We start from the raw sequence: 26,301 nt of genomic DNA on the forward strand, positions 1-26,301 counted from the left end.
CTGCGAGAAAATTGCGCCCAATTTTTTCCTGAACCTTCTATTTTGGGCAAAACGCCCAGGAGCTGAGTTAATGTCTTCTCGTAGAGAACTTGCCAACGCGATTCGTGCGTTGAGCATGGATGCCGTACAGAAAGCTAAATCTGGTCACCCGGGTGCCCCAATGGGTATGGCGGATATCGCTGAAGTGCTTTGGAACGATTTTATGAAGCACAACCCAACAAACCCACAGTGGTTCGATCGCGACCGTTTCGTACTGTCCAACGGTCACGGCTCTATGCTGATCTACAGCCTATTGCACCTGACTGGCTACGATGTCTCTATCGAAGATTTGAAAAACTTCCGTCAGCTTCATTCTAAAACAGCGGGTCACCCTGAATATGGTTACTGCCCAGGTGTAGAAACGACAACAGGTCCTTTGGGTCAAGGCATTACTAACGCTGTTGGTTTTGCAATTGCAGAGAAAACGCTAGCTGCTCAGTTCAACCGTGAAGGACACGATATTGTTGATCACAACACTTATGTGTTCATGGGTGATGGCTGCTTGATGGAAGGTATCTCTCATGAGGCTTGTTCTCTAGCGGGTACGCTGGGTCTTGGTAAACTGATTGCATTCTGGGATGACAACGGCATCTCAATTGATGGTGAAGTTGAAGGCTGGTATACGGACGATAACGTTAAACGTTTTGAGTCTTACGGTTGGCAGGTTATCCCTAATGTTGATGGTCACGATGCTGACCAGATTCGTGCGGCGATCGAGCAAGCGAAAGAAAATACAGAACAACCAACACTGATCTGCTGTAAAACAGTTATCGGTTTTGGTTCTCCGAACAAAGAAGGTAAAGAAGACTGTCACGGTGCACCGTTGGGTGATGACGAGATCGCACTGACACGTGAGCGTCTGGGCTGGGCACATCCTGCTTTTGAAGTGCCTGCTGAAATCGCTGAAGACTGGAATGCGCAGGAAGCGGGTGTTCACGCTGAAAATGAGTGGAACGAACGTTTTGCGGCGTACCGTGCTGAGTTCCCAGAACTAGCAGATGAGCTACTACGTCGTATCTCTGGCGAACTGCCAGCTGATTTCTCAGAAAAAGCTGATGCTTACATCGCAGAAATTGCTGAGAAAGGTGAAACAATCGCTTCTCGTAAGGCATCTCAGAATGCGCTGAATGCATACGGTCCTCTTCTACCTGAGCTACTAGGTGGCTCTGCCGATCTAGCCGGTTCTAACTTGACTCTATGGTCTGGCTGCAAAGGTGTAGAGAAAAACGATGCCTCTGGTAACTACCTGTTCTACGGTGTACGTGAATTTGGTATGTCTGCGATCATGAATGGTATCGCTTTGCACGGTGGTTTCATCCCTTACGGTGCAACCTTCCTTGTATTTATGGAATACGCGCGTAATGCAGTACGTATGGCTGCACTGATGAAGCAACGTGCTATTCACGTTTACACGCATGATTCTATTGGTCTGGGTGAAGACGGTCCGACTCACCAGCCTGTTGAGCAAGTAGCTAACCTACGTCACACGCCAAACATGAGCACATGGCGTCCGTGTGATGCAGTTGAATCTGCAGTAGCTTGGAAAACTGCGCTTGAGCGTGCAGATGGCCCAACGGCAATGATCTTTTCTCGTCAGGGCTTGCCGCATCAATCTCGTTCTGAAGAGCAGATCGCAAACATTGCGAAAGGTGGTTACATCTTGCGTGATACAGATGGTCAGCCAGATGCGATCCTGATTGCTACAGGTTCTGAAGTAGGCCTAGCAATGGATGCCGCTGAAGTGCTTGCTGCTGAAGGCGTGAAAGCACGTGTTGTCTCAATGCCTGAAACAGGTTTGTTTGATCAGCAGTCTGCGGAATACCGTGAATCGGTGCTGCCAGCGGCTGTTACTGCACGTGTTGCGGTTGAAGCGCTGCAGGCTGACTTCTGGTACAAGTACGTTGGTTTGAATGGTGCCATCGTAGGTATGCGTACCTTTGGTGAATCTGCGCCTGCAGGTGAGCTGTTCAAACACTTCGGTTTCACTACTGAAAACGTAGTTGAAACGGTTAAATCTGTTCTTTAATCGAACACGTAAAAAGACCCGGGGTTCCGGGTCTTTTTATTTTTAGGGTAGGGTTCTAGATTGAGTTATCGCGTAGCAATAAATGGCTATGGTCGAATCGGCCAGTGCGTCCTGCGTGCGATTTATGAAAGTGGATTGCAAGATCTGTTTAGGGTTGTTGCTATCAATGAGCTCTCCGATCTTGAAACGGTAACCTATCTTACCCGCTACGATACGACCCATGGTCGCTTTCCTGTATCTGTTGAGCATAATGGCAAACAGCTTCTGGTCAATGGTGACACTATTCAGATTCTGAGTGAGTCTGATGCTGAGGATCTACCTTGGGCTGATTTGGGTATTGATCTTCTTTTTGAGTGTTCCGGATCGTTTAAAGCTCGCGCTCTTGCTGAACTGCATATACATAGCGGTGCTCAGCGCTTGCTGTTTTCGCAGCCAGCGACGGACGAAGTGGATGCAACCATAGTATTCGGTCTGAATGAAAAACAGCTGTACCCAGAACATACAGTTGTATCTGCTGCTTCCTGTACAACCAACTGTATTATTCCGGTATTAGATTTACTGGATAAGCAGTTGGGGATCGAAAGCGGTGTTACAACTACAATTCATTCTGCGATGAATGATCAGCCTGTTATCGATAGCTACCATCAAACTGATTTGCGTCTAACTCGAAGTGCTATGCATTCGATTGTACCTGTGGATACGGGCCTAGATAAAGGTATCGATCGCCTGTTGCCACATCTGGCAGGTAAATTTCAATGCTTACATGTACGAGTTCCTACGATTAATGTGTCGATGATGGATCTTTCAATTAATGTGTCGCAGTCGACCAGTATTGATGAAGTGAATAAGATCCTACAGCGTGCCTCAATCGAAGGGCCGTTAAAGGGACTATTAGGCTATACCGAAGAGCCCCATGCTTCGGTAGACTTCAACCGCGACTCCCGTTCCGCGGTGGTAGATGGTACCCAGACCAAAGTGTCTGAAGGGCGTCTAATCAAGCTTGTATGTTGGTTTGATAATGAATGGGGTTTTGCTAACCGTATGTTAGATGTAGCACAGCACTGGTTAGCTATTGGCAGCGAAGAAGAATTAGCTGCTAAAGAAACGAATTCCTGATTTAAATATTTAAAAACTTAAGTAGGGCACGTCAATGAGCGTACTGAAAATGAGCGAACTGGATCTGAGCGGCAAGCGAGTTCTGATCCGCGAAGACCTAAATGTACCAGTGAAAAATGGTGAAGTAACTTCTGATGCGCGTATCCGTGCATCATTGCCGACTATTGAGCTGGCACTTAAAGCAGGTGCTAAGGTGATGGTAATGTCTCATCTAGGTCGACCAACGGAAGGTGAATATAACGAAGAGTTCTCTCTACAGCCTGTAGCTAACCATATTGGCAGCTTGTTGGGCCGCGAAGTTCCACTAATTAAAGATTGGTTGGACGGGGGCTTTGAAGTTGCTGAAGGCGATCTTGTGTTGCTGGAAAACGTTCGCTTCAACGTAGGCGAAAAGAAAGACAATGAAGAGCTATCTCAGAAGATGGCTGCATTGTGTGATGTTTATGTTATGGATGCATTCGGTACGGCACATCGTGCTCAAGCGTCGACCCATGGCGTGGCAAAATTTGCTGAAGTAGCTTGCGCAGGTCCTCTACTGGCGGGTGAACTGGATGCATTAGGTAAAGCGCTAGATAAGCCTGCTCGTCCGCTTGCAGCGATCGTTGGCGGATCTAAAGTATCGACAAAACTTGAAGTGTTAACAGCGCTATCCGACCAAGTTGATCAGTTGATCGTTGGTGGTGGTATTGCGAATACTTTCCTTGCTGCAGCTGGTAAGCCAGTGGGTAAATCCTTGTGCGAACACGATCTGATTCCAGTAGCTCAAGACCTGATGGAGAAAGTAAACATCCCGATGCCTGTGGATGTTGTTGTAGCAAAAGAGTTTGCTGAAACGGCTGAAGCGACGGTTAAATCTGTTGATGATGTAGCTGAAGATGACATGATTCTGGATATTGGCCCACTGTCGGCACAGAATCTAGCTGAGCTGCTAAAAGATGCAGGAACAATCATCTGGAATGGTCCTGTTGGTGTATTTGAATTTGACCAGTTTGGTGAAGGTACTAAGACGTTGTCTCTAGCTATCGCAGAAAACCAAGGTTTCTCTATTGCGGGCGGTGGTGACACTTTAGCAGCTGTGGATAAATACGATATTGCGGATAAGGTATCTTATATCTCTACAGGTGGTGGTGCGTTCCTTGAGTTTGTTGAAGGTAAGAAGTTACCTGCTGTGGCGGCTCTGGAAGCAAAGAATTCATAAGAACCTGATTTTAATGTCGGATGGGTGGTAAACTCTGCCCATCCCCGTCTTTCGACGAAGTTAACAGATATTTAAAGGTGACAAAATGGCTCTGATCTCCATGCGTCAGCTGCTGGACCATGCTGCTGAAAACGATTATGGCATTCCAGCATTCAACGTGAACAACCTGGAACAGATGCGCGCTATTATGGAAGCGGCAGATAAAACTAACTCTCCAGTAATTGTTCAGGCGTCTGCCGGTGCGCGTAAATACGCAGGCTCTAACTTCCTGCGTCACATGATTGAAGCGGCGATCGCTGAATTTCCGCATATCCCGGTATGTATGCACCAAGACCACGGTACGTCTCCTGCGGTTTGTCAGCGTACTATCGCGATGGGTTTCTCCTCTGTAATGATGGACGGTTCCCTGATGTCTGATGGTAAAACGCCATCAAGCTATGAATACAACGTTGATGTAACTCGCCGTACGGTTGAAATGGCGCATGCGTGCGGTGTTTCTGTAGAGGGTGAGCTAGGTTGCCTAGGTTCCCTGGAAACTGGTCAAGCGGGCGAAGAAGACGGTATCGGCGCCGAAGGTACGTTGTCTCACGACCAGATGCTGACAGACCCAGATGAAGCAGCAGACTTCGTTAAGAAGACTGGTGTAGATGCGTTGGCAATTGCTTGTGGTACATCTCATGGTGCATACAAGTTTACCCGTCCACCGACAGGCGACATCTTGGCGATCGACCGTATCAAGGCGATCAATGAGCGTATTCCGGGTACCCACTTAGTAATGCACGGTTCCTCTTCTGTTCCTCAGGAGTGGTTGGCTGTAATTAATGAATTTGGCGGTGAGATTCCAGAAACTTACGGTGTTCCAGTTGAGCAGATCGTTGAAGGCATCAAGTACGGTGTGCGTAAGGTAAACATCGACACTGACCTTCGTCTAGCATCTACAGGTGCGATTCGTCGTTTCTTAGCTGAAAATCCAGCTGAGTTTGATCCGCGTAAATACCTGAAGAAGTCTATGGAAGCGATGACAGATATCTGTGTTAACCGCTACGAAGCTTTCGGTACTGCAGGTAATGCGTCTAAGATCACTGCTATCTCTCTGGAAAAAATGGCCGAGAAATACGAAAGTGGTGAACTAGATCCAAAAATCGCTTAAATATATTTCTGTTTAAGATAAAAAAACCGCCCTAGGGCGGTTTTTTTATAGCTGTAGAAAAGCCTTAGAATAGCTCTTCCGCAGTATTGGTGGATGCTGAATTGCTAGGTGTAGCGTAGCCTGTTGGAATGTTTTTCTTACGGAAGTATTCGTAGATGGCATCCGTCTGCCCAGGGTAAGCCAATTGTCCACTGCGAGGATCGATTTTTACGCTAACAATACCTTGAGGGGTTTTTGGTGCGTTTTCAGGTTTGTCCTCAAGTGCATCTCGCATGAAATCGATCCAGATCGGTAAGGCAGCGGTGCCGCCAAACTCGCGTCGGCCTAAAGTTTTAGGTTGATCGAAACCTACCCAAGCAGTAGCAACGAAGTCTTGGTTAAAACCAGAGAACCACGCATCTTTTTGATCATTGGTTGTGCCAGTTTTGCCTGCAATATCTTTACGTTTAAGTATTAGGGCTTTGCGCGCAGTGCCTCGGCGAATTGTATCCTGCATGATGTTGTAAGTCAGGAAGGATACTTGTTCATTGTAAATTTGCGGGGCAATTTTTTGTTCTGGGTTTTGCTCGCACTCGGTTTTGCATGCTACAGCAGGCTGGGCAGTGAACAGGTTTTCACCAAACTGGGTTTCAATGCGTTGAATAAAATAAGGTTCTACTTTAAACCCGCCATTGGCAAAAGCGGCATAACCTGTCGCTAGTTGAAGCGGAGTTACGTCTGCTGTGCCCAGAGATAACGATAAGTTATTGGGTAGCTTTGTGCGGTCGAAACCTGCTAAATCTAGGTAGGTTTGAGCCGCGTCAATGCCGATTGCTCGCAGAAGCCTAATCGAAACAAGGTTCCTGGATTTATAAAGTGCTTCACGAAGGCGAGTAGGACCGTAGAATTTTTTGCTGGAATTTTCTGGGCGCCAATTGCCTTCCAATTGCTGGTCATGGATAACAATTGGAGCGTCATTAATCAAAGAGGCGGGTGAATAACCTTTATCTAGTGCAGCTGCATAAATGAAAGGTTTGAAGTTTGAACCCGGCTGACGAACAGCTTGGGTGCTGCGATTAAATTTATTGTGAGTAAAATTAAATCCGCCTACGAGAGATACGATAGCGCCATCTTTAGGGTTCAGGGCGACAAGGGAGCCTTGTACTTTAGGCGTTTGTGTAAGATGGAATTTTCCTTCTTTCTCTCTAATTCGAATTAAGTCTCCTATTTTTAATACGTCACTAGCCTTTTTCGGGGCTTTGCCTGTGTAGTTGACAGATTTGTAAGGTTTAGCCCAAGCAATGCCTTCCCATTCTAGTGTCGCTTTTTTTCCTTCTTTCAAGAGTAATTCTGCAGATTTATCATTGACTGATAGAACAACTGCTGGTTGAAGGGTGAAGTAGGAAATTACTTTGTTTAATTTCTTCTGTAAATCATCAGAAGAGGTGCTGGCAATATCCCACTGGTCCTCAGCTCCTAGGTAACCATGGCGCTCAGAGTAAGCTACTAAGCCGTTTGATACAGCGATGTTTGCTGACGATTGAAGTTTGCTATCCAGTGTTGTATAGACTTTATATCCATCGGTGTACAAATTTTCACCGTATTTCTCGTATAGTTCTTTGCGAACCATCTCTGCAACATAGTATGCGCGTAGTTCAATATCGCTTGTGTGATATTTGGCTGTAACAGGAGTTGCAATTGCTTCTTCTAACTGTTGATCATTAATAAAGCTAAGTGAGTGCATTCGTTTAAGAATCCAATTACGACGCTCAATTGCTCTGCTGGGGTTGGTGATTGGATTAAACGCAGAAGGTGCTTTCGGTAGGCCCGCTATCATTGCGTGCTGAGCAAGACTTAAGTTTTCGATATTTGTGCCGTAATAGACATTAGCGGCTGCTTGTATGCCGTATGAACGATGGCCTAGGTAAATTTTGTTTATGTAAAGTTCGAAGATTTCTTCTTTGCTTAGCTCCTGCTCGATTCTAAGTGCAAGTAGAATCTCCATGAACTTACGGGTGAATGTTTTTTCGCGGGTCAGAAAGAAATTTTTTGCGACCTGCATGGTGATAGTTGAGCCACCGCTTTGGATATGGCCGGTTGAGGCTAATTGGAAGGCAGCTCGAGAGAGGCCTTTTATATCAATGCCAAAGTGGTCAAAGAAGCGGCTATCTTCAGCAGCAGTAAGGGCGTGAATAAACTGAGGTGGAATCTCTTCGAAGTTGATAGGTGTACGACGTTTTTCACCGAATTCAGCGATGAGTTTTTCATCCTGAGAGTATATTCTTAAAGGAGTTTGAAACTGAACTTCTCTAAGGGAATTCGTATTTGGCAGCTTTGGAGCAAAGTGGTAATAGGCGCCTGCGAGCGCAATTACACCAACAAAAAAGCAGAAAATACCTAGTTTAAACAAAAGTTTGAAAAGCGAAACCATAGCTGACATGCTAGTCTGATAATTACGGAAGTTAATTTAGGTCTATTATATAGACAGGTAGTATCGATCCTCTAGCGGTTATTAAATTTAAATTAAATTTTTAATAATGCTAAGAGTTGGCCTAGAGTACTAAATGCACATTAACGCAGGATTAAGTTAGGGAATATATTTGTGTTTGGCTTTTTGGGGAACAAGTCGGGTAGTTTAGTCGGACTGGATATCGGCTCATCATCTGTGAAGCTGGTTGCTCTGTCCAAAAGTGGTAGTGGCTATACGCTTGAAGCGTATGCTGTTGTCTCCTTACCTCCTACAGCGGTAATTGATGGCAATATCCAAGATGTTGGTGAAGTTGCTGAAACCATAGAAAAGGCAGTTAAAGTGGCTGGTGGGAAAATGTCATCGGCGATAGCAGCTGTACCTGCCTCTGCTGTTATTACTAAACGTATTGAAATGAGTAATGCGTTTACGGAATTTGAGCTGGAAGATCAAATTAAGGTCGAAGCTGATCAATTTATTCCCTATCCACTTGATGAAGTGGCGCTCGATTTTGAAGTTATCGGCCCTGTTAAAAATAATGACAATTTAGATACAGTGTTACTGGTGGCATGTCGTAAAACTGATGTTGAACAACGTGAGGATGCTATTAGTAATGCAGGTTTGCAGTGTTCTATTGTTGATGTGGATACTTACGCAGTAGAACGAGCATTTCCCTTAACCTCTTCAGAGCCTCGTGATGAGACCGATCTCGTTGGGGTAGTAGATATAGGGGCCGCTACTTTGACTTTGAATGTTTTTAAAGGGAATGAGATTGTTTATAGCCGTGAACAGGCTTTTGGTGGTAATGACCTAACTAATACTATACACCAGCAGTATGGTATGAGTATTGAGGAAGTGGAGCAGTCTTTGAGGTTGAATGATCTTTCTACTGAAATTCAGGAAATGGTTGTCCTTCCGTTTAGAGGTACTGTTGCGCAGCAAGTTTCCCGTTCGCTGCAATTCTTTTATTCTTCAGGTGCGCATAATGAACTGTCTGCTTTGTACTTATCGGGTGGTACGGCCACTATTGATGGTTTAGCTGATCAGTTGGCTGAAGAGTTAGGTATCAATGCGGATATGGCAAATCCATTTTCTAAAATGTCAGTTAATTCGCGAGTTAATCGATCTCGATTGGAAAGGGATGCTCCATCTTTGGTTAAAGCTTGCGGTTTAGCAATGCGCGGATTTGAGGGCTAGAGGCGATGGCAACGATTAATCTAAGGCCTTGGAGAGAGGAAAGGTCTCAGGAGCGGCAAAAAAACTTTTTGGTGAATTTGTTCGTAGCTGTTTTATTTGCTGGGGGGGTGGTACTGGCAATAGGTTATTACTTTGATGTTATGCATGAACGTCAGTTGGAACGGAATAATTATCTTAAAGCTGAAGCTGCTAAATTGGATAAACAGTTGAAAGAAATTAAAGACCTTAAAGCGAAAAAAAAGCGTTTGCTTGCCCGTTTGGATGCTATTCAAAATCTTCAGGCATCTAGACCACTAATCGTCAGAAATTTTGATGAGCTAGTGAAAGTTTTGCCAGATGGGATTTATTATTCAAGTGTTAGTCGTAAAGGTAATAATATTGATATAAAAGGATTGGCTGAAGATAAGTTAGATGTCTCCAATCTTATGCGTAATATTGAGAGCTCAATATGGTTCGGAGAGCCTGCTCTTAGTAAAGTGAAGTTGGCTAAGCAAGACTTAAATGAGTTCTCTTTGGCTTTGCCGGTTTTAACGCCGAAGACAGATCAAGGGAGTAAATGATGCAGGGGTTAAAGAATGCATTTAAGGGCTTTGATCCAGGGAATATGGATTTTTCTAACTCAGGCAATTGGCCTGTAGGCATTAAAGTAGTTAGTTACCTCTTAGTGATATGTATTATCGTGGCAGGCGGGATTCATTTTTACATTACAGATAAACAGGAAAGTCTGAAGCGAGTTATATCAAAAGAAGAAGGTCTCAAAAAACAATATAAGAGTAAAGCTGTACAGGTAGCTAATTTGGATGCTCTCCGATTACAAATGAAAGATGTAGAGGGGCGATTTAAGGAATTATTAAAACAGCTACCTACTGAAAAAGAAGTTCCAGGCTTGCTTGATGATATAACTAATTTGGGTACTTCGGCAGGTTTGAATATAGGTTCAATTGTTTTAGCTTCTGAAAAAAGAAGAGATTTTTATCGAGAGCTTCCAATTAAGATCTCTGTATCAGGTTCATACCATCAATTAGGGCAGTTTGTCAGTGGTGTGGCCGGTCTTTCCAGAATCGTGACAATGCATAACTATGTGATAAAACCCTCTCAGTCAGGGGTGTCGATGAATATTGAGGCTAAAACCTATAGGTATGATGACACTAAGGCTAAGCCCAAGAAAAAGAAACGTAAGAAGGGGCGGAAATGATTAATATAGCGAGATTTCTTGCCGTTTCTATGTTCCCCTTTCTAATTACAGGGTGCATAGACTGGGTGGATGATACCGCAGATTTGAAAAAATATGTGGCTAAAACAAGCAAGGTTAAAGGCGGAAAAATAGAGCCTTTGCCCGAATTTAAGCCCTATAATAGCTTTGTGTATGAAGGCGCTTCTATGAGAGAGCCTTTCAGAGCAATTTCTCCTGTATTTGAGGAAGAAAGTGTGTCTTCTGAAAATGGAGGGCTTAGTGAAGTACAGCCAGATCAGGAACGAGAGAAGGATTATTTAGAATCATTCCCTGTTGATAAACTAAGGATGGTTGGCACTATCAATCAACGACAAGATGAACGCCTGTGGGCGCTAATCGAAGATCAAAACTCTGAAATTCATCGGGTCACTATAGGTGACTATATGGGATTAGATCATGGCGAAATCATCTCATTAGATGAAAGACAGATTAATTTGTTGGAAATAATAAAAAATGGGCGCGGTGGTTGGATGAAGCGAACACGTAGCCTTGCCTTGAATGAGCCGGAATAAGGGATAATATTGTGAAAATTCGGGTCCCCATGAACACTGTTACAGCAAGCATTAACTATAAAAAAGTTTACCTTCTGTGTGTTGCTTTTATCAGTGTGTTTTTGTCGCAGTGGGCGGCAGCTGAAGTGCAGATGAAACAGGCTAATTTTGTTGCTTTGCCAGGAGGTAAGGTTGAACTTAGGTTTGACTTCGATGCTGCACCTCCATCACCTCAAACTTATATGATAAATCAGCCTGCACGATTAGTTATGGACCTTTGGGGAGTAGAAAATGGTTTAGGGACCCGTTCTTTGGATGTTAAAACCGGTCAGGTTGATACGGTAAATTTTGCTCAAACAGATGGCCGGTTACGTGTTGTTACTAGCTTGTTTGAGCCTTCTTCGTATAAAGCCTTCTCTGAGGGGAATAGTCTTTTTGTGATTATCCAATCGGGTGGTGATCAAGTGAATGCTGCCCCTCCAGTTGCTGATAGTAAAAGTATGGTGTCACAAAGTTTAATGGGTAGCTCTGGCGCTACAGGCTTGATGTCAGATCGCACTAGTGTTGTTGGCATGGACTTTGAGCGAGAAGAGGGAGGCATAGGGCGAGTAAGCATTACCCTATCAGATGATAAAGCTGGGGTAGATATTCAAGAAGAAGGGAATAATGTTGTAGTTAATTTGATTGGTGCTGATCTGTCTCGCGCTTTAGAGCAACGAGTAGATGTGCAGGATTTTGCAACGCCAGTTATGTTTATTGATGCGATGGCTAACGGTGGTAATACTAGTATTCTTGTTAAACCTAGTGCAGAACCATATGAGTACTTGGCTTATCAGACTGATAATAAGTTGGTTTTGGACTTTAAGCCTTTAAGTGCCTCTGAGAAACAAGAAAGAGATAAAGATCTATTTCCATTTAGTGGGGAAGCGATCGACTTGAATTTTCAAAATGTAGAGCTTCGGTCAGTATTGCAAATCATCGCTGAAGTTGCTGAATTGAACTTGGTTGTAAGTGATACGGTAGGCGGCAATATAACCCTTCGATTGAAGAATGTGCCTTGGGACCAAGCATTGGATATTATTCTAAAAACTAAAGGGTTAGATCAAAGAACGGTTGGTAACGTATTGCTGATTGCTCCTGCATCGGAAATTGCTAAACGGGAACGGGAGGAGTTAGAAAGTTCTCAAAAAGTAGAACAGTTAGCTCCATTACGAACTGAATATATTCAAGTTGAATATCGTAAGGCTTCAGTAATGCTTGATGCTATTGAGAAGGCGAAGCTAATTTCAGAACGTGGCTTTGTCATGTCAGATGACGAAACTAATATATTGATGGTCAAAGGTACAGCTAAAGATATTGAGGCTATTCGTAACACCTTACGCCGATTTGATGTCGAAGTTGAACAGGTTTTGGTTGAAGCGCGTTTGGTAAATGCCAGATCTAGCGTGACTAAAGATCTTGGGGTTCGTTGGGGATTTGGTTATAACGATGTTGATAGTAATGGGGAGGGCTGGATAGTAAATAGAGATATTGGTTCTATTGATTTTGGTTCGCCTCCTACAGAAGCTGGTCTACAGGTTGATTTAGGTGCAACTGCTGCTAATGCTGGTGCTATAGCGATCGGGTTTAAGCCGGGTTCTAGTTCTTTGCTTGCTCTGGAGCTAAGCGCTTTGGAAACAGATGGTAAAGCTGAAGTAATATCTCAACCAAAAGTTATGACAACAAATGGTACACAAGCTTCTATTGAATCAGGCTCTGAAATTCCTTTCCAGACAGTTGAAGATGGAGAAGTAAGCATTAATTTTAAGGATGTTGTACTTAAATTAGATGTTACTCCTCGTATTAATCCAGGTGATAGGATTGCTATGGATTTGGAAATTAAACAAGATTCCATAGGTGCTGTGTTGCCTAATGGTGAGCTAAGTATTGATAATAATGAGCTTAAAACCTCGGTGGTTGTTCCAGACGGTCAAACAATCGTCCTAGGTGGGGTATTCAAAAATGAAACTAGTGAGGCTGTTGGTAAAATACCTTTGCTAGGTGACCTTCCTATTATGGGTGCGCTTTTCCGAAATAAAGAGAATAAATCTGAAAAAACTGAGTTGTTGATTTTTATTACACCTAAATTGGTTAGAAATTCATTAACTTCTCAGTAATTGTAAGAATGGTTGTGTGAATTGAACATCTTTCTCGTTGGGCCTATGGGAGCTGGAAAAAGCACCATAGGCCGTTTGTTATCTCAAGAATTAAAGTTAGAATTTGTTGATTCTGATCGTGAAATAGAAGACCGTGCCGGTGCCGATATTCCTTGGATATTTGATGTGGAAGGCGAAACAGGTTTTCGCGATAGGGAGGAAAGCGTCATAAAGGATCTGGCGGAAGATCGCTCTATTGTCCTTTCTACAGGTGGAGGGGCTGTGTTGAGGGCTGCTAATCGAGCTGCGTTGCAATCGAATGGTACGGTAGTTTATTTGGAAACATCAGTGGATCAGCAATTAGATAGAACTTCTCGTGACAAAAATAGACCTTTGCTGCAAACAGAGAACCCTAGAGCTGTCCTAGAAACGCTTATGGCTGAGCGTCATCCCTTATATCTTGATTGTGCTGACATAATAGTCAAAACAGATAGGCGTCACCCCAAAACTGTCGCAAGTGACATCATTAAACAATTGAAGGCAAAGTCACCGCTTGATGCGGATTAGTAATTCTTTATGCAAACATTAAAAGTGGATTTGGGTGATCGCAGTTACCCTATTTTTATTGGTCAAGGTTTACTTGATCAGGGGCTAATTTCTCCATATATCAAGGGTAAGCAGGTTCTGATTGTGACGAATAACACAATCGCTCCTTTATATCTTGAACGCTTACAAAAAACACTTACAGGCCAGTTTCAAGTAGATACGGTTATTTTGCCTGATGGTGAGCAGTATAAAAATATGGATCAGATCAATACGATCTTTGATGCATTATTAGAAAATCGTCATAACAGAACGACAACGCTCATCGCACTAGGTGGTGGAGTTATCGGTGATATGACAGGCTTTGCTGCTGCTTGTTATCAGCGTGGGGTGAACTTTGTTCAGGTGCCGACGACTCTGCTTTCTCAGGTCGACTCTTCTGTTGGTGGTAAAACCGGCGTGAACCACCCGAAAGGCAAGAATATGATCGGGGCCTTTCATCAGCCTCAATGTGTTGTTATTGATACTGATGTTTTAAATACACTCCCAGAAAAAGAGCTGTCTGCAGGTATGGCAGAGGTGATTAAGTATGGTTTGATCTATGATGAAGCTTTCCTATGTTATCTAGAAGATCATATTGATGGGCTGATGGGATTGCAGTCAGATCTTCTTGAACAGGCAATCTACCGATCTTGTGCTGTAAAAGCAGAGGTTGTTGCACAAGACGAGAAAGAAGCTGGTATTCGTGCGTGGCTGAATCTAGGGCATACTTTTGGTCATGCTATTGAGGCTGATCAGGGCTATGGCGAATGGCTTCATGGCGAAGCTGTTGGCGCAGGAACAATGATGGCGGCGGATCTGTCTTGTCGATTAGGTTGGATCTCATCTTCAGATGTTGATCGAATCAGGAATATACTTGAAGCGGCTAATCTTCCAGTGTTGCCGCCTGAATCTATGGGTGTTGATACTTTTAAAGATTTGATGCTTGTGGATAAAAAGGTTGTTGATGGCAGTATTCGTCTCGTATTACTTCAAGAAGTAGGTAAAGCAATTGTCACTTCAGATTTTCCTGCGGAGTTATTAGACCAGACCTTATCTGCGGGTAAAAAGTTAGGTAACTGCTGTTAGTTAATGCTTTAAGAGTTGATCCTGTCTGATGAAGTCAAATATATACTTTGAACCGCCAAGCCGTCTTCAACTGCTAGATAAATTAAAGCACTTAGTCAGGTTTTCTGACTTTTTGCTGTTAGTGTCAGGCGATAGAGGTGCAGGAAAAAGTACTTTATTGGATCAACTTCATCCAGAAAAGGGTGATACAACTCTTTGTAGCTGTTTTATAAAGCCAGAAGCTGAATTATCACAGCAGAAACTCCTTGAATCCCTTATTGGTCAATTGCCTAGTCATAATGCGACCGGAACAGGATTTGCCGATCAGTTGAAAGTGTTTCATCTTCAGCTAAAAGCGCTAAGTTCTGCAGGTCAGAAATGTCTGATTCTAATTGATGATGCTGAATATCTATCTAATGAAGCATTTGAGTTGCTGATAAATCTGCATGCAGCAGGTGCTCAGTTAATTTTGATGTCTGAACCGTCTTATGCAGAAGCTCTTTTAGCTACAGATCTTGTCAAAGCAATGGAAGGACGTGTTCATCATGTGGCTATTGAGGGTATGTCAGATGAAGAAGCAGCTGAATATCTACAGATCTGCCATCCAGCTCTTACTACTCTAGCTGAAAAGAAAAAATCAGATTTAATCGCCCTCTCTGGTGGTATGCCTGGGCGAATAGAAACGCTTCTTGCTGGTGGTAAAATAACTGTTCCGCCTAAAAAGAAAACGGCATTTCCTCTACCACCAATTCATATGATGGGTATTGGAATTGTTTTGATCGGGATTCTTGGTGTTTCTTTATGGAAGTTTATGCCAGAAGAGCCAGCTATTGAGCAGCAAGTGGCTGTCGAAGAGCGAGTATCTGTTCCTTTAGTGGTGCCAGCAAGCTCTGATAAAGCTCAGTCACTCGAAGTTGATAGCTTGCAGATGGGAAAGGCTGTTCAGCCTGAAAAGGTTCTTGAAGAAATAACCCCAGCGCACGAAGAGCTTTCTGTGCGATTGAAAGAGCAGGAAGATAAACTTAAAACTGTAGTTCAACCGAAAATAGCTGAAGATGTAATACCAAGTATTGCAAAAGCGCCGTCTAAACAAACTGAAGAAATTAACCATTCTCCCCAAGGCGGGATTACGGTGAAACCTAAGGCTCTTGCTAATGGTAAGCCGGAAATTAAGAAAGTCGACACAGCTCAGTTAGAAAAAGACCTTAGAGATGTTGTGCAGACGAGTAGTGAAACTCAGCCATCGGTTACGCCTCTGAGCCTAAAAGTTGAATCTAAAGAGACAAAGCCTAAGTTGTTAACACTCGGACTGAGTCTAAGTGAACAAGCATTGATGGATTGGCCTGATAAAGGTTATACCTTGCAGATGTTAGGTGCTAGGTCAGAAGAAAGTGCCCTTGGTTTTATCAAATCACAGCAAAAACCGAGTGATTTTTACCACTTCTCTACAATATATAAAGGGCAACCGTGGCACGTAGTTGTACATGGTAAGTTTGCTAATAGAGATATTGCGAATGCAGCGATTAGAAAATTGCCAAAAGAGCTACAAAACGTGAAACCTTGGGCAAGAAGTATTCAAGGCGTAAAAATAGATATTAAAAGTAAAAAGTAGTTAAAAAACAAATAGATGGCTTGCTTATTGAGTGAGTCATTCCCTTCCAAATATCCTCGGGCAACTGTTTGAAATTTGTCCCGAACTAACTTCGCGTGTAGAATAGCTGTCCCTTTTTGCTGAGTGGCGCATATATTGCAGCAGAAAGAATTATTAAGATATTGATTTTTAAGTATTTTTAAGTGGGAATGGCTTATGAGCAAAGGTCTTTATCGCCCCGGTGAATTCAAAGATAACTGCGGCTTTGGCCTTATGGCACACATGCAAGGCCAGGCGAGTCACGATCTGCTAGAAAAAGCGATCGAAGCACTAGCGTGCATGACACACCGTGGTGGCATTGCGGCAGATGGTAAAACAGGTGACGGTTGTGGCCTGTTGATGCAAAAACCTGATGGTTTTTTGCGTACCGTTGCGCAGGAAGAATTTAACACCGATCTAGGCGAATTTTATGCGGTTGGTATGGTATTTTTGCCACGTGATGCAGCGAAAGCAGAAGCAGCACGTAGCGCAGTAAATACTGCAATTACTGATCAAGGTCTTGAAGTTGCTGGATGGCGTGTAGTTCCAACCGATGAATCTTGTCTGGGGCCTATCGCAAAAGATACCCTGCCACTCATCGAACAGGTCTTTATTACAGCGGCAAGCAAATCTGAACGTGAACTAGCAATTAGTTTGTTTACAGCACGCCGTAAAGCTGAAATTGCAATGTCAGCTGATGAAGATTTCTATATTTGTAGTTTTTCAGACAAAGTTATTTCCTATAAAGGTTTAACTATGCCTGTTGATCTACCTGTTTTCTTCAAAGATTTGGCAGATCCTCGTCTTGAAACAGCTGTATGTACTTACCATCAGCGTTTCTCTACAAACACTGCACCACGCTGGCCTTTAGCTCAGCCTTTCCGCTTCTTGGCGCATAACGGTGAAATTAATACCGTTGAAGGTAACCGTAATTGGGCTAAAGCACGTGCAAGCAAATTTGCTACAGATCTGCTACCTAACCTAGATGAGCTGCAGCCTATTGTTAATACAACAGGTTCTGACTCCTCAAGTATGGATAACATGCTTGAGTTCCTATTGGTTGGTGGCATGGATATCTACCGTGCAGTGCGTATGATCGTACCGCCAGCATGGCAGAATGTTGAAACTATGGATGCTGATCTACGTGCATTCTATGATTTCAACTCTATGCACATGGAGCCATGGGATGGCCCTGCGGGTATGGTAATGACCGATGGTCGCTTTGCTGTATGTATGCTTGATCGTAACGGTCTACGCCCATCTCGTTGGGTAATGACTAAGCAAGGTTATATCTGTACTGCATCTGAAATCGGCGTATTTAGCTATCAGCCAGAAGATATTGTTGCTCAGGGCCGTGTAGGGCCGGGTCAGATCTTGGCTATCGATACGCAGACAGGTGATGTTCTGCATACACAAGATGTAGATAACCGCCTGAAAGCTGCACAGCCTTATAAAAAATGGCTTAAAGAGAATGCTCTACGTTTAGAGCAGACAATGGACTTGGAAGAAGAGTCTAAATCTTTCCCTGCTATGTCAGCGGACGAGATTAAAACTCACATGAAGATGTTCCAGGTTACTTTTGAAGAGCGTGACCAGATCCTACGTCCACTAGGTGAGAGTGGTATGGAAGCGATCGGTTCTATGGGTGATGACAAGCCAATGGCTGTCCTATCAGACCGTGTGCGTTCTTTATATGACTATTTCCGTCAGCAATTCGCTCAGGTTACTAACCCACCTATCGATCCTCTACGTGAAGCGATCGTTATGTCGTTAGAAACGTGTATCGGTTCTGAACAGAATGTTTTCGAAGAAACACCAGAACACGCTCGTCGAGTAATTCTGACTACGCCTGTATTGTCTGCAAGCAAGTTTAACCGCCTGCGTGATAACCAAGAGCCAGGCTTTGAAGTTGCACAAATTGATCTGAACTATAACCCTGAAGAGATCTCTCTTGAGGGCGCGATCAAGTCTATTGCTGATCAAGCTGAACAATCAGCTCGAGATGGTAAAGTCATTCTAGTACTAAGCGATGCTAATATCGCTCGTGGTTGCCTTCCAGTCCACGCTGCTTTAGCTACAGGTGCAGTGCACCACCGCTTAGTTGATAAAGGCTTGCGTTGTGATGCCAACATCGTTGTAGAAAGTGGTACGGTTCGTGACCCTCATCACTTCGCGGTACTATTTGGTTTTGGTGCGACTGCTGTTTACCCATACCTTGCTTACCGTGTTCTTAACGATCTATGCGCTGCTGGCGAAATTCAAATTGAGCCGCTTCAGTCTCACGAGAACTACCGTAAAGGCATCAACAAAGGCTTAATGAAGATCCTATCTAAGATGGGTATCTCTACTATTGCTTCTTACCGTGGTGCACAGTTGTTTGAGGCGATCGGTCTAAGCTCTGAAATCGTTGACCTATGTTTCAAAGGTGTTACTAGCCGTATTGAAGGTGCTCGTTTCGAGGACTTCCAATTTGAGCAGGGCCTACTAGCGAAAGAAGCTTGGACTGCGCGTAAGCCAATTCAAGCAGGTGGTTTGCTGAAGTATAAGCATGGTGGTGAATACCACGCTTATAACCCAGACGTAGTTAAGACTATCCACGAAGCAGTAGAAACAGGTAATCCTGAAGCTTACCAACGCTATGCTGAGCTGGTTAACAACCGCGGTTACGCAACTCTGCGTGACATGCTGGGCTTACGTAAAGATGTTAAAGCTATCTCAATTAATGAGGTAGAGCCGGCTGACAATATTTTCCCACGTTTCGACTCTGCTGCAATGTCCCTAGGTGCATTGTCTCCAGAAGCTCACGAAGCACTTGCTGTTGCGATGAACGAACTTGGTGGTCGTTCTAACTCCGGTGAGGGTGGTGAAGATGCTGCTCGTCACGGCACGATGAAGCGTTCTAAGATCAAGCAGGTTGCTTCGGGTCGTTTCGGTGTAACACCGGAATACCTATCTAACGCTGAAGTTATGCAGATCAAAGTAGCTCAAGGTGCTAAGCCGGGTGAAGGTGGTCAGCTACCTGGTGGTAAGGTTAATAGCCTGATTGCACGTCTACGTTACTCTGTACCAGGCGTGACGCTAATTTCGCCTCCGCCGCACCATGATATCTACTCCATCGAAGACTTGGCGCAGCTAATCTTTGACCTTAAGCAGGTTAACCCAGAAGCGCTAGTTTCTGTGAAGCTGGTATCTCGTCCAGGTGTAGGTACGATCGCATGTGGTGTTGCTAAAGCATACGCAGATTTGATCACTATCTCTGGTTACGATGGTGGTACAGCGGCTTCACCAATGACATCGATCCATTACGCAGGTTCTCCATGGGAACTTGGTCTTGCCGATGCACACCAGTCTCTACGTGGTAACCAACTACGCGGTTCTGTGCGTCTACAAACGGACGGTGGTTTGAAGACTGGTTTGGACGTTGTTAAAGGCGCGATCCTAGGTGCTGAGAGCTTTGGTTTCGGTACAATGCCAATGGTTGCATTGGGTTGTAAGTACCTACGAATCTGTCATTTGAATAACTGTGCGACCGGTGTTGCTACTCAGAACGATAAACTGCGTGAAGATCACTTCCGCGGTACGGTAGAGATGGTTAAGAACTTCTTCCGTTTCGTTGCTGAAGAAACTCGTCAGTTAATGGCACAGCTAGGTGTTCGTTCTATGGAAGAACTAGTAGGTCGCGTAGATCTTCTAGAGATCCTTGACGGTGAAACACCTCGTCAGAAGAATTTAGATCTATCTCCAATTCTGACATCTGCTGGTGAAGATTTCCCTAACACTTGTCAGGTAGAGCGTAACGAACCATACGACCTAGCTGAGCTGAACACTCAGATGCTAGAGCTTGCTGAGAAAGCGATTGCTGATAAGACTGGCGGTGAATACGAACTGGTGATCACTAACTGTGACCGTTCTGTAGGTGCTCGTACCTCTGGTGCAATTGCTAAACAGCATGGCAACCTAGGCATGAGTGATCAGCCTGTAACCTTCAAGTTTAAAGGTCATGCAGGCCAATCATTTGGTGTTTGGAACGCTGGTGGTCAGAACTTATACCTAGAAGGTGATGCTAACGACTACGTTGGTAAAGGTATGGCTGGCGGTAAGATCGTTATCCGTCCATTTGACGAAGTAACATTCAAGTCAAATGAAACTGCCATCATGGGTAATACCTGCTTATACGGTGCAACTGGCGGTAAGCTATTTGCAGCGGGTCAAGCAGGCGAGCGTTTCGGTGTACGTAACTCTGGTGTACATGCTGTCGTTGAAGGTGCTGGCGATCACTGTTGTGAATACATGACGGGTGGTTTGGTTACTGTGTTGGGCTCTACGGGCTACAACTTCGGTGCTGGTATGACAGGTGGCTTTGCTTACGTTCTGGATATGGATAACAGCTTCGTGGATAAATATAACCACGAGCTAGTAGAGATTCAGCGTATCCACACTGAAAATATGGAAGCTTACAAAAATCATCTGCGCTCTGTGATCATTGAGTTCACTAAAGAGACAGGCAGTGCATGGGGCCAAGAGATCATCGATAATCTTGATGATTACATCGGTCGCTTCTGGTTGGTTAAACCAAAAGCTGCAAGCCTGAATGATCTGTTGACTAGTATTCGTACTCGTCCTGAGTAAGAACAGATCCTTTAAAGTAGATGAAGAATAATCCGCAGCCCTGCTGTTAAGGGCTGCTTTTAAGAGGTGAGGATTATGGCTGACCGTTTGAACAACGATTTTCAGTTCCTCGATGTGGGTCGTAAAGGACCACAGAAAATTGATGCAGATGTACGTAAAGAAGGCTTTGGTGAGATCTACGAGCCGTTTGCGAAAGAAGAAGCATCTGAACAATCACACCGTTGTTTAGAGTGTGGTAACCCATATTGTTCATGGAAGTGTCCTGTACACAACCATATCCCTAATTGGCTTAAGCTGATTTCTGAAGGGAACATTATTGAAGCGGTTGAGCTAAGTCACCAGACTAACTCTCTGCCAGAAGTTTGTGGTCGTGTTTGCCCGCAAGACCGTCTATGTGAAGGTGCTTGTACACTGAATGATGGATTTGGTGCGGTAACAATCGGTTCTGTAGAAAAATACATTACTGATACGGCATTCGCGATGGGTTGGAAGCCTGATATGTCTCAGGCGCCAAAGACTGATAAGAAAGTTGCAGTGATTGGTGCAGGCCCAGCAGGTATTGCAGCTGCAGACGTTCTTGTACGTAATGGCGTTAAACCTGTTGTATTTGATCGTAACCCAGAGATCGGTGGTCTTCTAACGTTCGGTATTCCAGAATTTAAGCTGGAAAAAGACGTAATGTCCCGCCGTCGTGAAATCTTTACCGAGATGGGCGTAGAGTTCCGTCTGAATACTGAAGTAGGTAAAGATGTTCAGATGCAGGATCTGATCGATCAATACGATGCAGTATTCCTAGGTATGGGTACATACACATACATGAAAGGTGGCTTCCCAGGTGAAGATCTAGATGGTGTATATGATGCACTTCCGTTCTTGATCTCTAATGTGAATAACTGCCTTGGCTTCGAGCAAGATGAAAACGGCTTTATTGACCTGAAGGGTAAGAAAGTTGTTGTGCTTGGCGGTGGTGACACTGCGATGGACTGTAACCGTACATCTATTCGTCAGGGCGCTGAGTCTGTTATCTGTGCTTACCGTCGTGACGAAGCGAACATGCCTGGTTCTAAGAAAGAAGTGGAAAATGCGCGTGAAGAAGGCGTACAGTTCCAGTTCAACCGTCAGCCTGTTGAAGTTGTAGGTGAAAATGGCAAAGTAACAGGTATCAAGGTTGTTAGCACGCAGATGGGCGAGCCAGACGAAAATGGTCGTCGTCGTGCTGAAGTCGTTCTTGGTTCTGAAGAGGTTCTAGAAGCAGATGCTATTCTTGTGGCATTTGGTTTCCGTCCTAGCCCAGCGCCATGGTTTACTGATTTTGGTATCGATCTGCATGAAGATGGCCGTGTTAAAGCGCCAGAACAGAATGCATTCCCGTTCCAGACTACTAACGAAAAAGTATTCGCTGGTGGTGATATGGTACGTGGTTCTGATCTAGTAGTAACGGCGATTGCTGAAGGTCGTAAAGCTGCAGAAGGTATGCTGGATTACTTGGAAGTTTAATCTCTAACTAATCCGTTTGAAAAAATCCGGTACTTCTAAGAAGGCCGGATTTTTTTTGCCTAAAAATACTGATCAGCATTGATAATCTTATAGTGAATACTGCTTAAGAAATCATTGATAGCTAACTGGTCGCTGTTAGCTAATATGACAGGGTAATCTGCTGAGATCAGTTCTCGTTGATTCCTGCTGATCCTCATCTGATATCTTTGCTGTCCATTTAACGGAATTATGCGGCTTTGAATAACCAGCCCCGTCTTAGGTGATTGTGATGAGCCTAATGTTCGGATGTCTTCAGCGCCATATAAGGCCAATCTTGTTTTTAGTTTGTTATTAAACGTTTGCTCATTGTGTGTGCTGGTAGCGCTAGTATCTAACCAAACTTGCTCTTTTTGAAATACTGCTAACTTGGCAGGAGCGAGATTTATGGACTTAGTCGGTTGGGATTGGCAACCACTCAAAATAACTAAAAACAGTAACAGACAGTATTTTTTCAAACTTAGATCACAAAGTTAGTTAAAGAGAGATGGAATCACAGGTAATTCCTGTTAAAAATCGTTAAAATAGCGACCAATTCGAATTTACAAGATATAAGTGGCTGACACAAATGGCTGAATTGAAAAACGATCGTTTCCTACGTGCATTACTTCGTGAACCTGTAGATGCAACTCCAGTTTGGATGATGCGTCAGGCGGGTCGTTACCTTCCAGAGTACCGTGAGACTCGTGCGAAAGCAGGTGATTTTCTAAGCCTTTGCAAAAATAAAGAGTTGGCTTGTGAAGTTACCATTCAGCCTTTAGAGCGTTATGACCTCGATGCTGCAATTTTGTTTTCCGATATCCTGACAATTCCGGATGCAATGGGTCTTGGGCTTTACTTTGAAGTGGGTGAAGGCCCACGTTTTAAAAAGATCATCCGTACAGAAAAAGACGTTGCTGACTTGCCTGTACCAGATGCAGCAAGAGATCTTGATTACGTAATGAATGCGGTTAAAGAGATCCGTCGCGAGCTAAACGGTCGTGTGCCGCTGATTGGCTTCTCTGGTAGTCCATGGACGCTTGCAACTTACATGGTTGAAGGTGGTTCAAGTAAAGACTTCCGTCATGTTAAACAGATGATGTATGCGACACCTGAGATTATGCATGCGTTGCTAGATAAGCTTGCACAGTCTGTAACGACTTACTTGAACGAACAAATCCGCTCTGGTGCTCAAGCTGTACAGATTTTTGATACTTGGGGCGGTGCACTAAGTGGTCCTTGTTACCAAGAGTTCTCGCTTAAGTACATGAAACAGATTGTTGATGGTCTAATTCGTGAGCATGATGGTCGTAAAGTGCCAGTGATCATGTTTACCAAGAATGGTGGTCAGTGGTTAGAAGCAATGGCTGAAGCAGGCTCTGATGCGCTAGGTCTGGATTGGACAACAGATATTGGTAATGCACGTGCACGTGTGGGTGACAAAGTTGCTCTTCAAGGTAATATGGATCCAAGTGTTCTCTACGCTCCAGCAAACCGTATTGAACAAGAAGTAGAGTTCATCCTAGGTCAATATGGCAACGGCTCTGGTCACGTATTTAACCTAGGTCATGGTATTCACCAGTTTGTAGATCCAGCGCAGCCGAAAGCGTTTGTTGATGCAGTACACGAACTAAGTGCGAAGTATCATCAATCTTAATTTTGATTTGGATTTCAGAGGGGCATAAGCCCCTCTTTGTTTATAAGAGTGATTAATGAACAAGCTTACTCATCTTTTAGAAAGCAACCGCGAATGGGCGGAAAAGATAAATCAGGAAGACCCGCAGTTTTTTGAAACACTAGCGCAACAGCAATCACCTGAGTATCTGTGGATTGGCTGTTCTGACAGTCGTGTTCCTGCGAACGAAATTGTTGGCATGATGCCGGGTGAGCTATTTGTTCACCGTAACGTTGCAAACGTTGTTGTTCATACAGATATGAATTGTCTGTCAGTCGTTCAATACGCGGTAGAGGTGCTTAAAGTTAAGCACATCATGGTTGTTGGCCACTATGGTTGTGGTGGTGTGGCGGCTTCTATCGAAGATGAACCCCATGGGCTGATTGATAATTGGCTGCGTAATATTCGTCGTGTTTATGACAAACATAAAGACTTCCTGTCTACATGGGAGGACTCGCACCAGCAGTTGGATCGTTTGTGTGAACTTAATGTGATTGAGCAATCGATGAATCTCTGTGAAACCACAATTTTACAGCAAGCTTGGGCTAATGATCAGGAGATAACCGTACATGGTTGGATCTATGGTTTAAGAGATGGCCTAGTAAATGATCTTGAGTTCAATGCATCCAGTGCTGAGGATGTGTCAGGGCAATATCAGCTGGCAATGAACAAAATGCATAAACTGCGTGAGCTAGCTCAGTCCCCTGAGGCACCAGAAGAAAATGCACGTACCATGTGGAATAAAGTTAAATCTATATTTAATTAAGTTCTGCTTGGATAAGAAAAAGGCCGCTTATTTAGCGGCCTTTTTTGCATCAACTTTTTTTCAAAATAAGGTGTTACTTATTCACGGCAGCGAGTGCTTGTTCTAGATCTGCAATCAGATCATCAGAATGTTCAATACCTATCGATAAACGAACCATCTCAGGTGATACGCCAGCTGATGCAAGTTCCTCATCATTGAGCTGACGGTGTGTTGTTTCAGCGGGGATGGCTGCAAGAGATTTACAGTCACCAATGTTTACTAGTCGAGTGAAAATCTGCAGAGCATCATAGAACGGTGCTGTGGCTGCTCTGCCTGCTTTTAGACCGAAACTGATAATGCCGGATGCTTGCCCGTTCAGATATTTCTGAGCAAGATCGTAGTCTTTATGGCTTTCAAGGCCTGCATACTTCACCCAACTAACCTGATCATGTTGCTCTAGGAAGTTAGCAATTTTTGCGCTGTTTTCATTGATGCGCTCCATACGTAGGGCCAGAGTTTCTAGGCCTTGTAGGATCATGAAGGCATTCATAGGAGAAATAGCGGCGCCGGTGTTGCGAAGTGGTACTACACGACAGCGACCAATATAAGCGGCTGGGCCAAGGGCTTCGGTATAGACAACACCATGATAAGACGCGTCAGGTGTATTTAGCAGAGGGAAACGTTCAGCATTGTCAGCCCACGGGAATTTACCCGAATCGATAACCACGCCACCAATAGAGTTCCCGTGTCCGCCAATATACTTAGTCACTGAGTGAACAACGATGTCGGCACCGTGCTCGATGGGGCGCCACATAGCTGGGCTTGGTACTGTGTTATCCACAATCAGCGGGATGCCATTACGGTGTGCTACATCCGCTAGCTTTTCAATATCAGCGATGCCGCCTGATGGGTTACCCACAGATTCACAGAAAAGCGCTTTAGTGTTTGCATCGATTTTGCTCTCTATTTCGCTAACGTCATCTTTATTAGCAAAACGAACTTCGATCCCTTGGTGCGGTAGGGTGTGAGCAAACAGATTGTAGGTACCACCGTACAATTCGCTGGTGGAGATAATATTGTCTCCAGTCGCTGCAATTGTTTGAATCGCGTAAGTGATTGCTGCCATACCTGACGCCACAGCAAGAGCAGCGATGCCGCCCTCCATTTCTGCAAGGCGCTTTTCAAGTACGTCAGTCGTTGGGTTCATGATGCGGGTATAAATATTCCCTTCGACTTTAAGGTCGAAAAGGTCAGCACCATGCTGAGCATCATCAAAAGCATAAGATGTAGTTTGATAGATCGGAACCGCAACCGCTTTGGTTGTTGGGTCTGGGGAGTAGCCACCGTGAACGGCAATTGTTTCCAGCTTCATATACATCTCCTGTGATGTAGGGGTTTACCCTTGTTCTTATATAGGAGTCTGATTGT

The 26,301-nt window shown here is 44.2% G+C and carries 19 protein-coding genes; 16 read left to right on the plus strand and 3 right to left on the minus strand.

Annotation, left to right across the window (positions count from 1 at the left end):
• Positions 1-70: 70 nt before the first annotated feature.
• The 4 genes from tkt to fba all read left to right on the plus strand — a co-directional run bounded on the left by tkt (position 71) and on the right by fba (position 5,529).
• On the plus strand, positions 71-2,065 hold the full coding sequence (gene tkt / locus ACMXYP_RS01425; RefSeq protein ID WP_415883234.1) for a transketolase: 1,995 nt from the start codon (positions 71-73) through the stop codon (positions 2,063-2,065).
• 60 nt (positions 2,066-2,125) lie between these two features.
• Entirely contained in the window at positions 2,126-3,181 is a 1,056-nt protein-coding gene (locus ACMXYP_RS01430; protein WP_415883235.1) for a type I glyceraldehyde-3-phosphate dehydrogenase, read from the plus strand.
• Between the two features lie 34 nt (positions 3,182-3,215).
• Positions 3,216-4,379 carry a phosphoglycerate kinase gene (locus tag ACMXYP_RS01435; protein WP_415883236.1) on the plus strand — a complete coding sequence of 388 codons (1,164 nt, stop codon included), beginning with the start codon at positions 3,216-3,218 and terminating at the stop codon, positions 4,377-4,379.
• A gap of 85 nt (positions 4,380-4,464) precedes the next feature.
• On the plus strand, positions 4,465-5,529 hold the full coding sequence (gene fba / locus ACMXYP_RS01440; protein WP_415883237.1) for a class II fructose-bisphosphate aldolase: 1,065 nt from the start codon (positions 4,465-4,467) through the stop codon (positions 5,527-5,529).
• Between the two features lie 64 nt (positions 5,530-5,593).
• Here the strand turns inward: fba and ACMXYP_RS01445 are convergent, their stop codons facing one another.
• A complete protein-coding gene (locus ACMXYP_RS01445) occupies positions 5,594-7,948 on the minus strand; it encodes a penicillin-binding protein 1A (protein WP_415883238.1) in 2,355 nt (784 codons plus the stop codon).
• A gap of 162 nt (positions 7,949-8,110) precedes the next feature.
• Between ACMXYP_RS01445 and pilM the strand changes: the two genes are divergently transcribed.
• From pilM to ACMXYP_RS01495, 10 genes are all read left to right on the plus strand, one after another.
• Positions 8,111-9,172: a type IV pilus assembly protein PilM gene (gene pilM / locus ACMXYP_RS01450; RefSeq protein WP_415883239.1), complete on the plus strand. Its 1,062-nt coding sequence runs from the start codon at positions 8,111-8,113 to the stop codon at positions 9,170-9,172.
• A 5-nt stretch (positions 9,173-9,177) separates the two neighbouring features.
• Positions 9,178-9,732 carry a PilN domain-containing protein gene (locus tag ACMXYP_RS01455; RefSeq protein ID WP_415883240.1) on the plus strand — a complete coding sequence of 185 codons (555 nt, stop codon included), beginning with the start codon at positions 9,178-9,180 and terminating at the stop codon, positions 9,730-9,732.
• Positions 9,729-10,367: a type 4a pilus biogenesis protein PilO gene (locus tag ACMXYP_RS01460; protein ID WP_415883241.1), complete on the plus strand. Its 639-nt coding sequence runs from the start codon at positions 9,729-9,731 to the stop codon at positions 10,365-10,367. The genes ACMXYP_RS01455 and ACMXYP_RS01460 overlap by 4 nt, the downstream gene beginning before the upstream one ends.
• The gene (locus ACMXYP_RS01465; RefSeq protein ID WP_415883242.1) at positions 10,364-10,918 is read left to right on the plus strand and encodes a pilus assembly protein PilP; all 555 of its coding nucleotides are present in this window, start codon (positions 10,364-10,366) and stop codon (positions 10,916-10,918) included. Before ACMXYP_RS01460 ends, ACMXYP_RS01465 begins: the two co-directional genes overlap by 4 nt.
• Before the next feature lie 11 nt (positions 10,919-10,929).
• On the plus strand, positions 10,930-13,053 hold the full coding sequence (gene pilQ, locus ACMXYP_RS01470; RefSeq protein ID WP_415883243.1) for a type IV pilus secretin PilQ: 2,124 nt from the start codon (positions 10,930-10,932) through the stop codon (positions 13,051-13,053).
• Positions 13,054-13,098: 45 nt separating this feature from the next.
• Positions 13,099-13,599, plus strand: a complete 501-nt coding sequence (gene aroK / locus ACMXYP_RS01475; protein WP_415884698.1) for a shikimate kinase AroK — start codon at positions 13,099-13,101, stop codon at positions 13,597-13,599.
• A gap of 9 nt (positions 13,600-13,608) precedes the next feature.
• On the plus strand, positions 13,609-14,703 hold the full coding sequence (gene aroB / locus ACMXYP_RS01480) for a 3-dehydroquinate synthase (RefSeq protein ID WP_415883244.1): 1,095 nt from the start codon (positions 13,609-13,611) through the stop codon (positions 14,701-14,703).
• Positions 14,704-14,731: 28 nt separating this feature from the next.
• On the plus strand, positions 14,732-16,294 hold the full coding sequence (locus tag ACMXYP_RS01485; RefSeq protein ID WP_415883245.1) for an SPOR domain-containing protein: 1,563 nt from the start codon (positions 14,732-14,734) through the stop codon (positions 16,292-16,294).
• Positions 16,295-16,489: 195 nt separating this feature from the next.
• Positions 16,490-20,941, plus strand: coding sequence for a glutamate synthase large subunit (gene gltB / locus ACMXYP_RS01490; protein ID WP_415883246.1), 4,452 nt, complete (start codon positions 16,490-16,492; stop codon positions 20,939-20,941).
• A gap of 75 nt (positions 20,942-21,016) precedes the next feature.
• Entirely contained in the window at positions 21,017-22,438 is a 1,422-nt protein-coding gene (locus ACMXYP_RS01495; protein WP_415883247.1) for an FAD-dependent oxidoreductase, read from the plus strand.
• Between the two features lie 59 nt (positions 22,439-22,497).
• Here the strand turns inward: ACMXYP_RS01495 and ACMXYP_RS01500 are convergent, their stop codons facing one another.
• Entirely contained in the window at positions 22,498-22,932 is a 435-nt protein-coding gene (locus ACMXYP_RS01500) for a hypothetical protein (protein ID WP_415883248.1), read from the minus strand.
• Positions 22,933-23,042: 110 nt separating this feature from the next.
• Here ACMXYP_RS01500 and hemE point away from each other — a divergent pair, with 110 nt between their 5' ends.
• Both hemE and can read left to right on the plus strand, forming a co-directional pair.
• Complete coding sequence (gene hemE / locus ACMXYP_RS01505; RefSeq protein ID WP_415883249.1) at positions 23,043-24,110, plus strand: uroporphyrinogen decarboxylase; 1,068 nt, start codon at positions 23,043-23,045, stop codon at positions 24,108-24,110.
• A gap of 55 nt (positions 24,111-24,165) precedes the next feature.
• On the plus strand, positions 24,166-24,894 hold the full coding sequence (gene can, locus ACMXYP_RS01510; protein ID WP_415883250.1) for a carbonate dehydratase: 729 nt from the start codon (positions 24,166-24,168) through the stop codon (positions 24,892-24,894).
• Positions 24,895-24,967: 73 nt separating this feature from the next.
• On the opposite strand, the gene ACMXYP_RS01515 is transcribed toward can, so the two are convergent.
• Positions 24,968-26,245, minus strand: coding sequence for an O-acetylhomoserine aminocarboxypropyltransferase/cysteine synthase family protein (locus ACMXYP_RS01515; RefSeq protein ID WP_415883251.1), 1,278 nt, complete (start codon positions 26,243-26,245; stop codon positions 24,968-24,970).
• Positions 26,246-26,301: the final 56 nt, after the last annotated feature.

This window comes from Neptuniibacter sp. QD34_54, assembly GCF_047778055.1.
GTDB lineage: Bacteria > Pseudomonadota > Gammaproteobacteria > Pseudomonadales > Balneatricaceae > Neptuniibacter.

Coding starts and splice junctions, on each gene's coding strand:
- aroK (WP_415884698.1), top strand. CDS start 13,099: ATGGGAGCTGGAAAAAGCACCATAGGCCGTTTGTTATCTCAAGAATTA.
- ACMXYP_RS01460 (WP_415883241.1), top strand. CDS start 9,729: ATGATGCAGGGGTTAAAGAATGCATTTAAGGGCTTTGATCCAGGGAAT.
- ACMXYP_RS01445 (WP_415883238.1), bottom strand. CDS start 7,948: ATGTCAGCTATGGTTTCGCTTTTCAAACTTTTGTTTAAACTAGGTATT.
- ACMXYP_RS01495 (WP_415883247.1), top strand. CDS start 21,017: ATGGCTGACCGTTTGAACAACGATTTTCAGTTCCTCGATGTGGGTCGT.
- aroB (WP_415883244.1), top strand. CDS start 13,609: ATGCAAACATTAAAAGTGGATTTGGGTGATCGCAGTTACCCTATTTTT.
- tkt (WP_415883234.1), top strand. CDS start 71: ATGTCTTCTCGTAGAGAACTTGCCAACGCGATTCGTGCGTTGAGCATG.
- ACMXYP_RS01485 (WP_415883245.1), top strand. CDS start 14,732: ATGAAGTCAAATATATACTTTGAACCGCCAAGCCGTCTTCAACTGCTA.
- ACMXYP_RS01515 (WP_415883251.1), bottom strand. CDS start 26,245: ATGAAGCTGGAAACAATTGCCGTTCACGGTGGCTACTCCCCAGACCCA.
- ACMXYP_RS01435 (WP_415883236.1), top strand. CDS start 3,216: ATGAGCGTACTGAAAATGAGCGAACTGGATCTGAGCGGCAAGCGAGTT.
- fba (WP_415883237.1), top strand. CDS start 4,465: ATGGCTCTGATCTCCATGCGTCAGCTGCTGGACCATGCTGCTGAAAAC.
- can (WP_415883250.1), top strand. CDS start 24,166: ATGAACAAGCTTACTCATCTTTTAGAAAGCAACCGCGAATGGGCGGAA.
- ACMXYP_RS01455 (WP_415883240.1), top strand. CDS start 9,178: ATGGCAACGATTAATCTAAGGCCTTGGAGAGAGGAAAGGTCTCAGGAG.
- ACMXYP_RS01465 (WP_415883242.1), top strand. CDS start 10,364: ATGATTAATATAGCGAGATTTCTTGCCGTTTCTATGTTCCCCTTTCTA.
- gltB (WP_415883246.1), top strand. CDS start 16,490: ATGAGCAAAGGTCTTTATCGCCCCGGTGAATTCAAAGATAACTGCGGC.
- hemE (WP_415883249.1), top strand. CDS start 23,043: ATGGCTGAATTGAAAAACGATCGTTTCCTACGTGCATTACTTCGTGAA.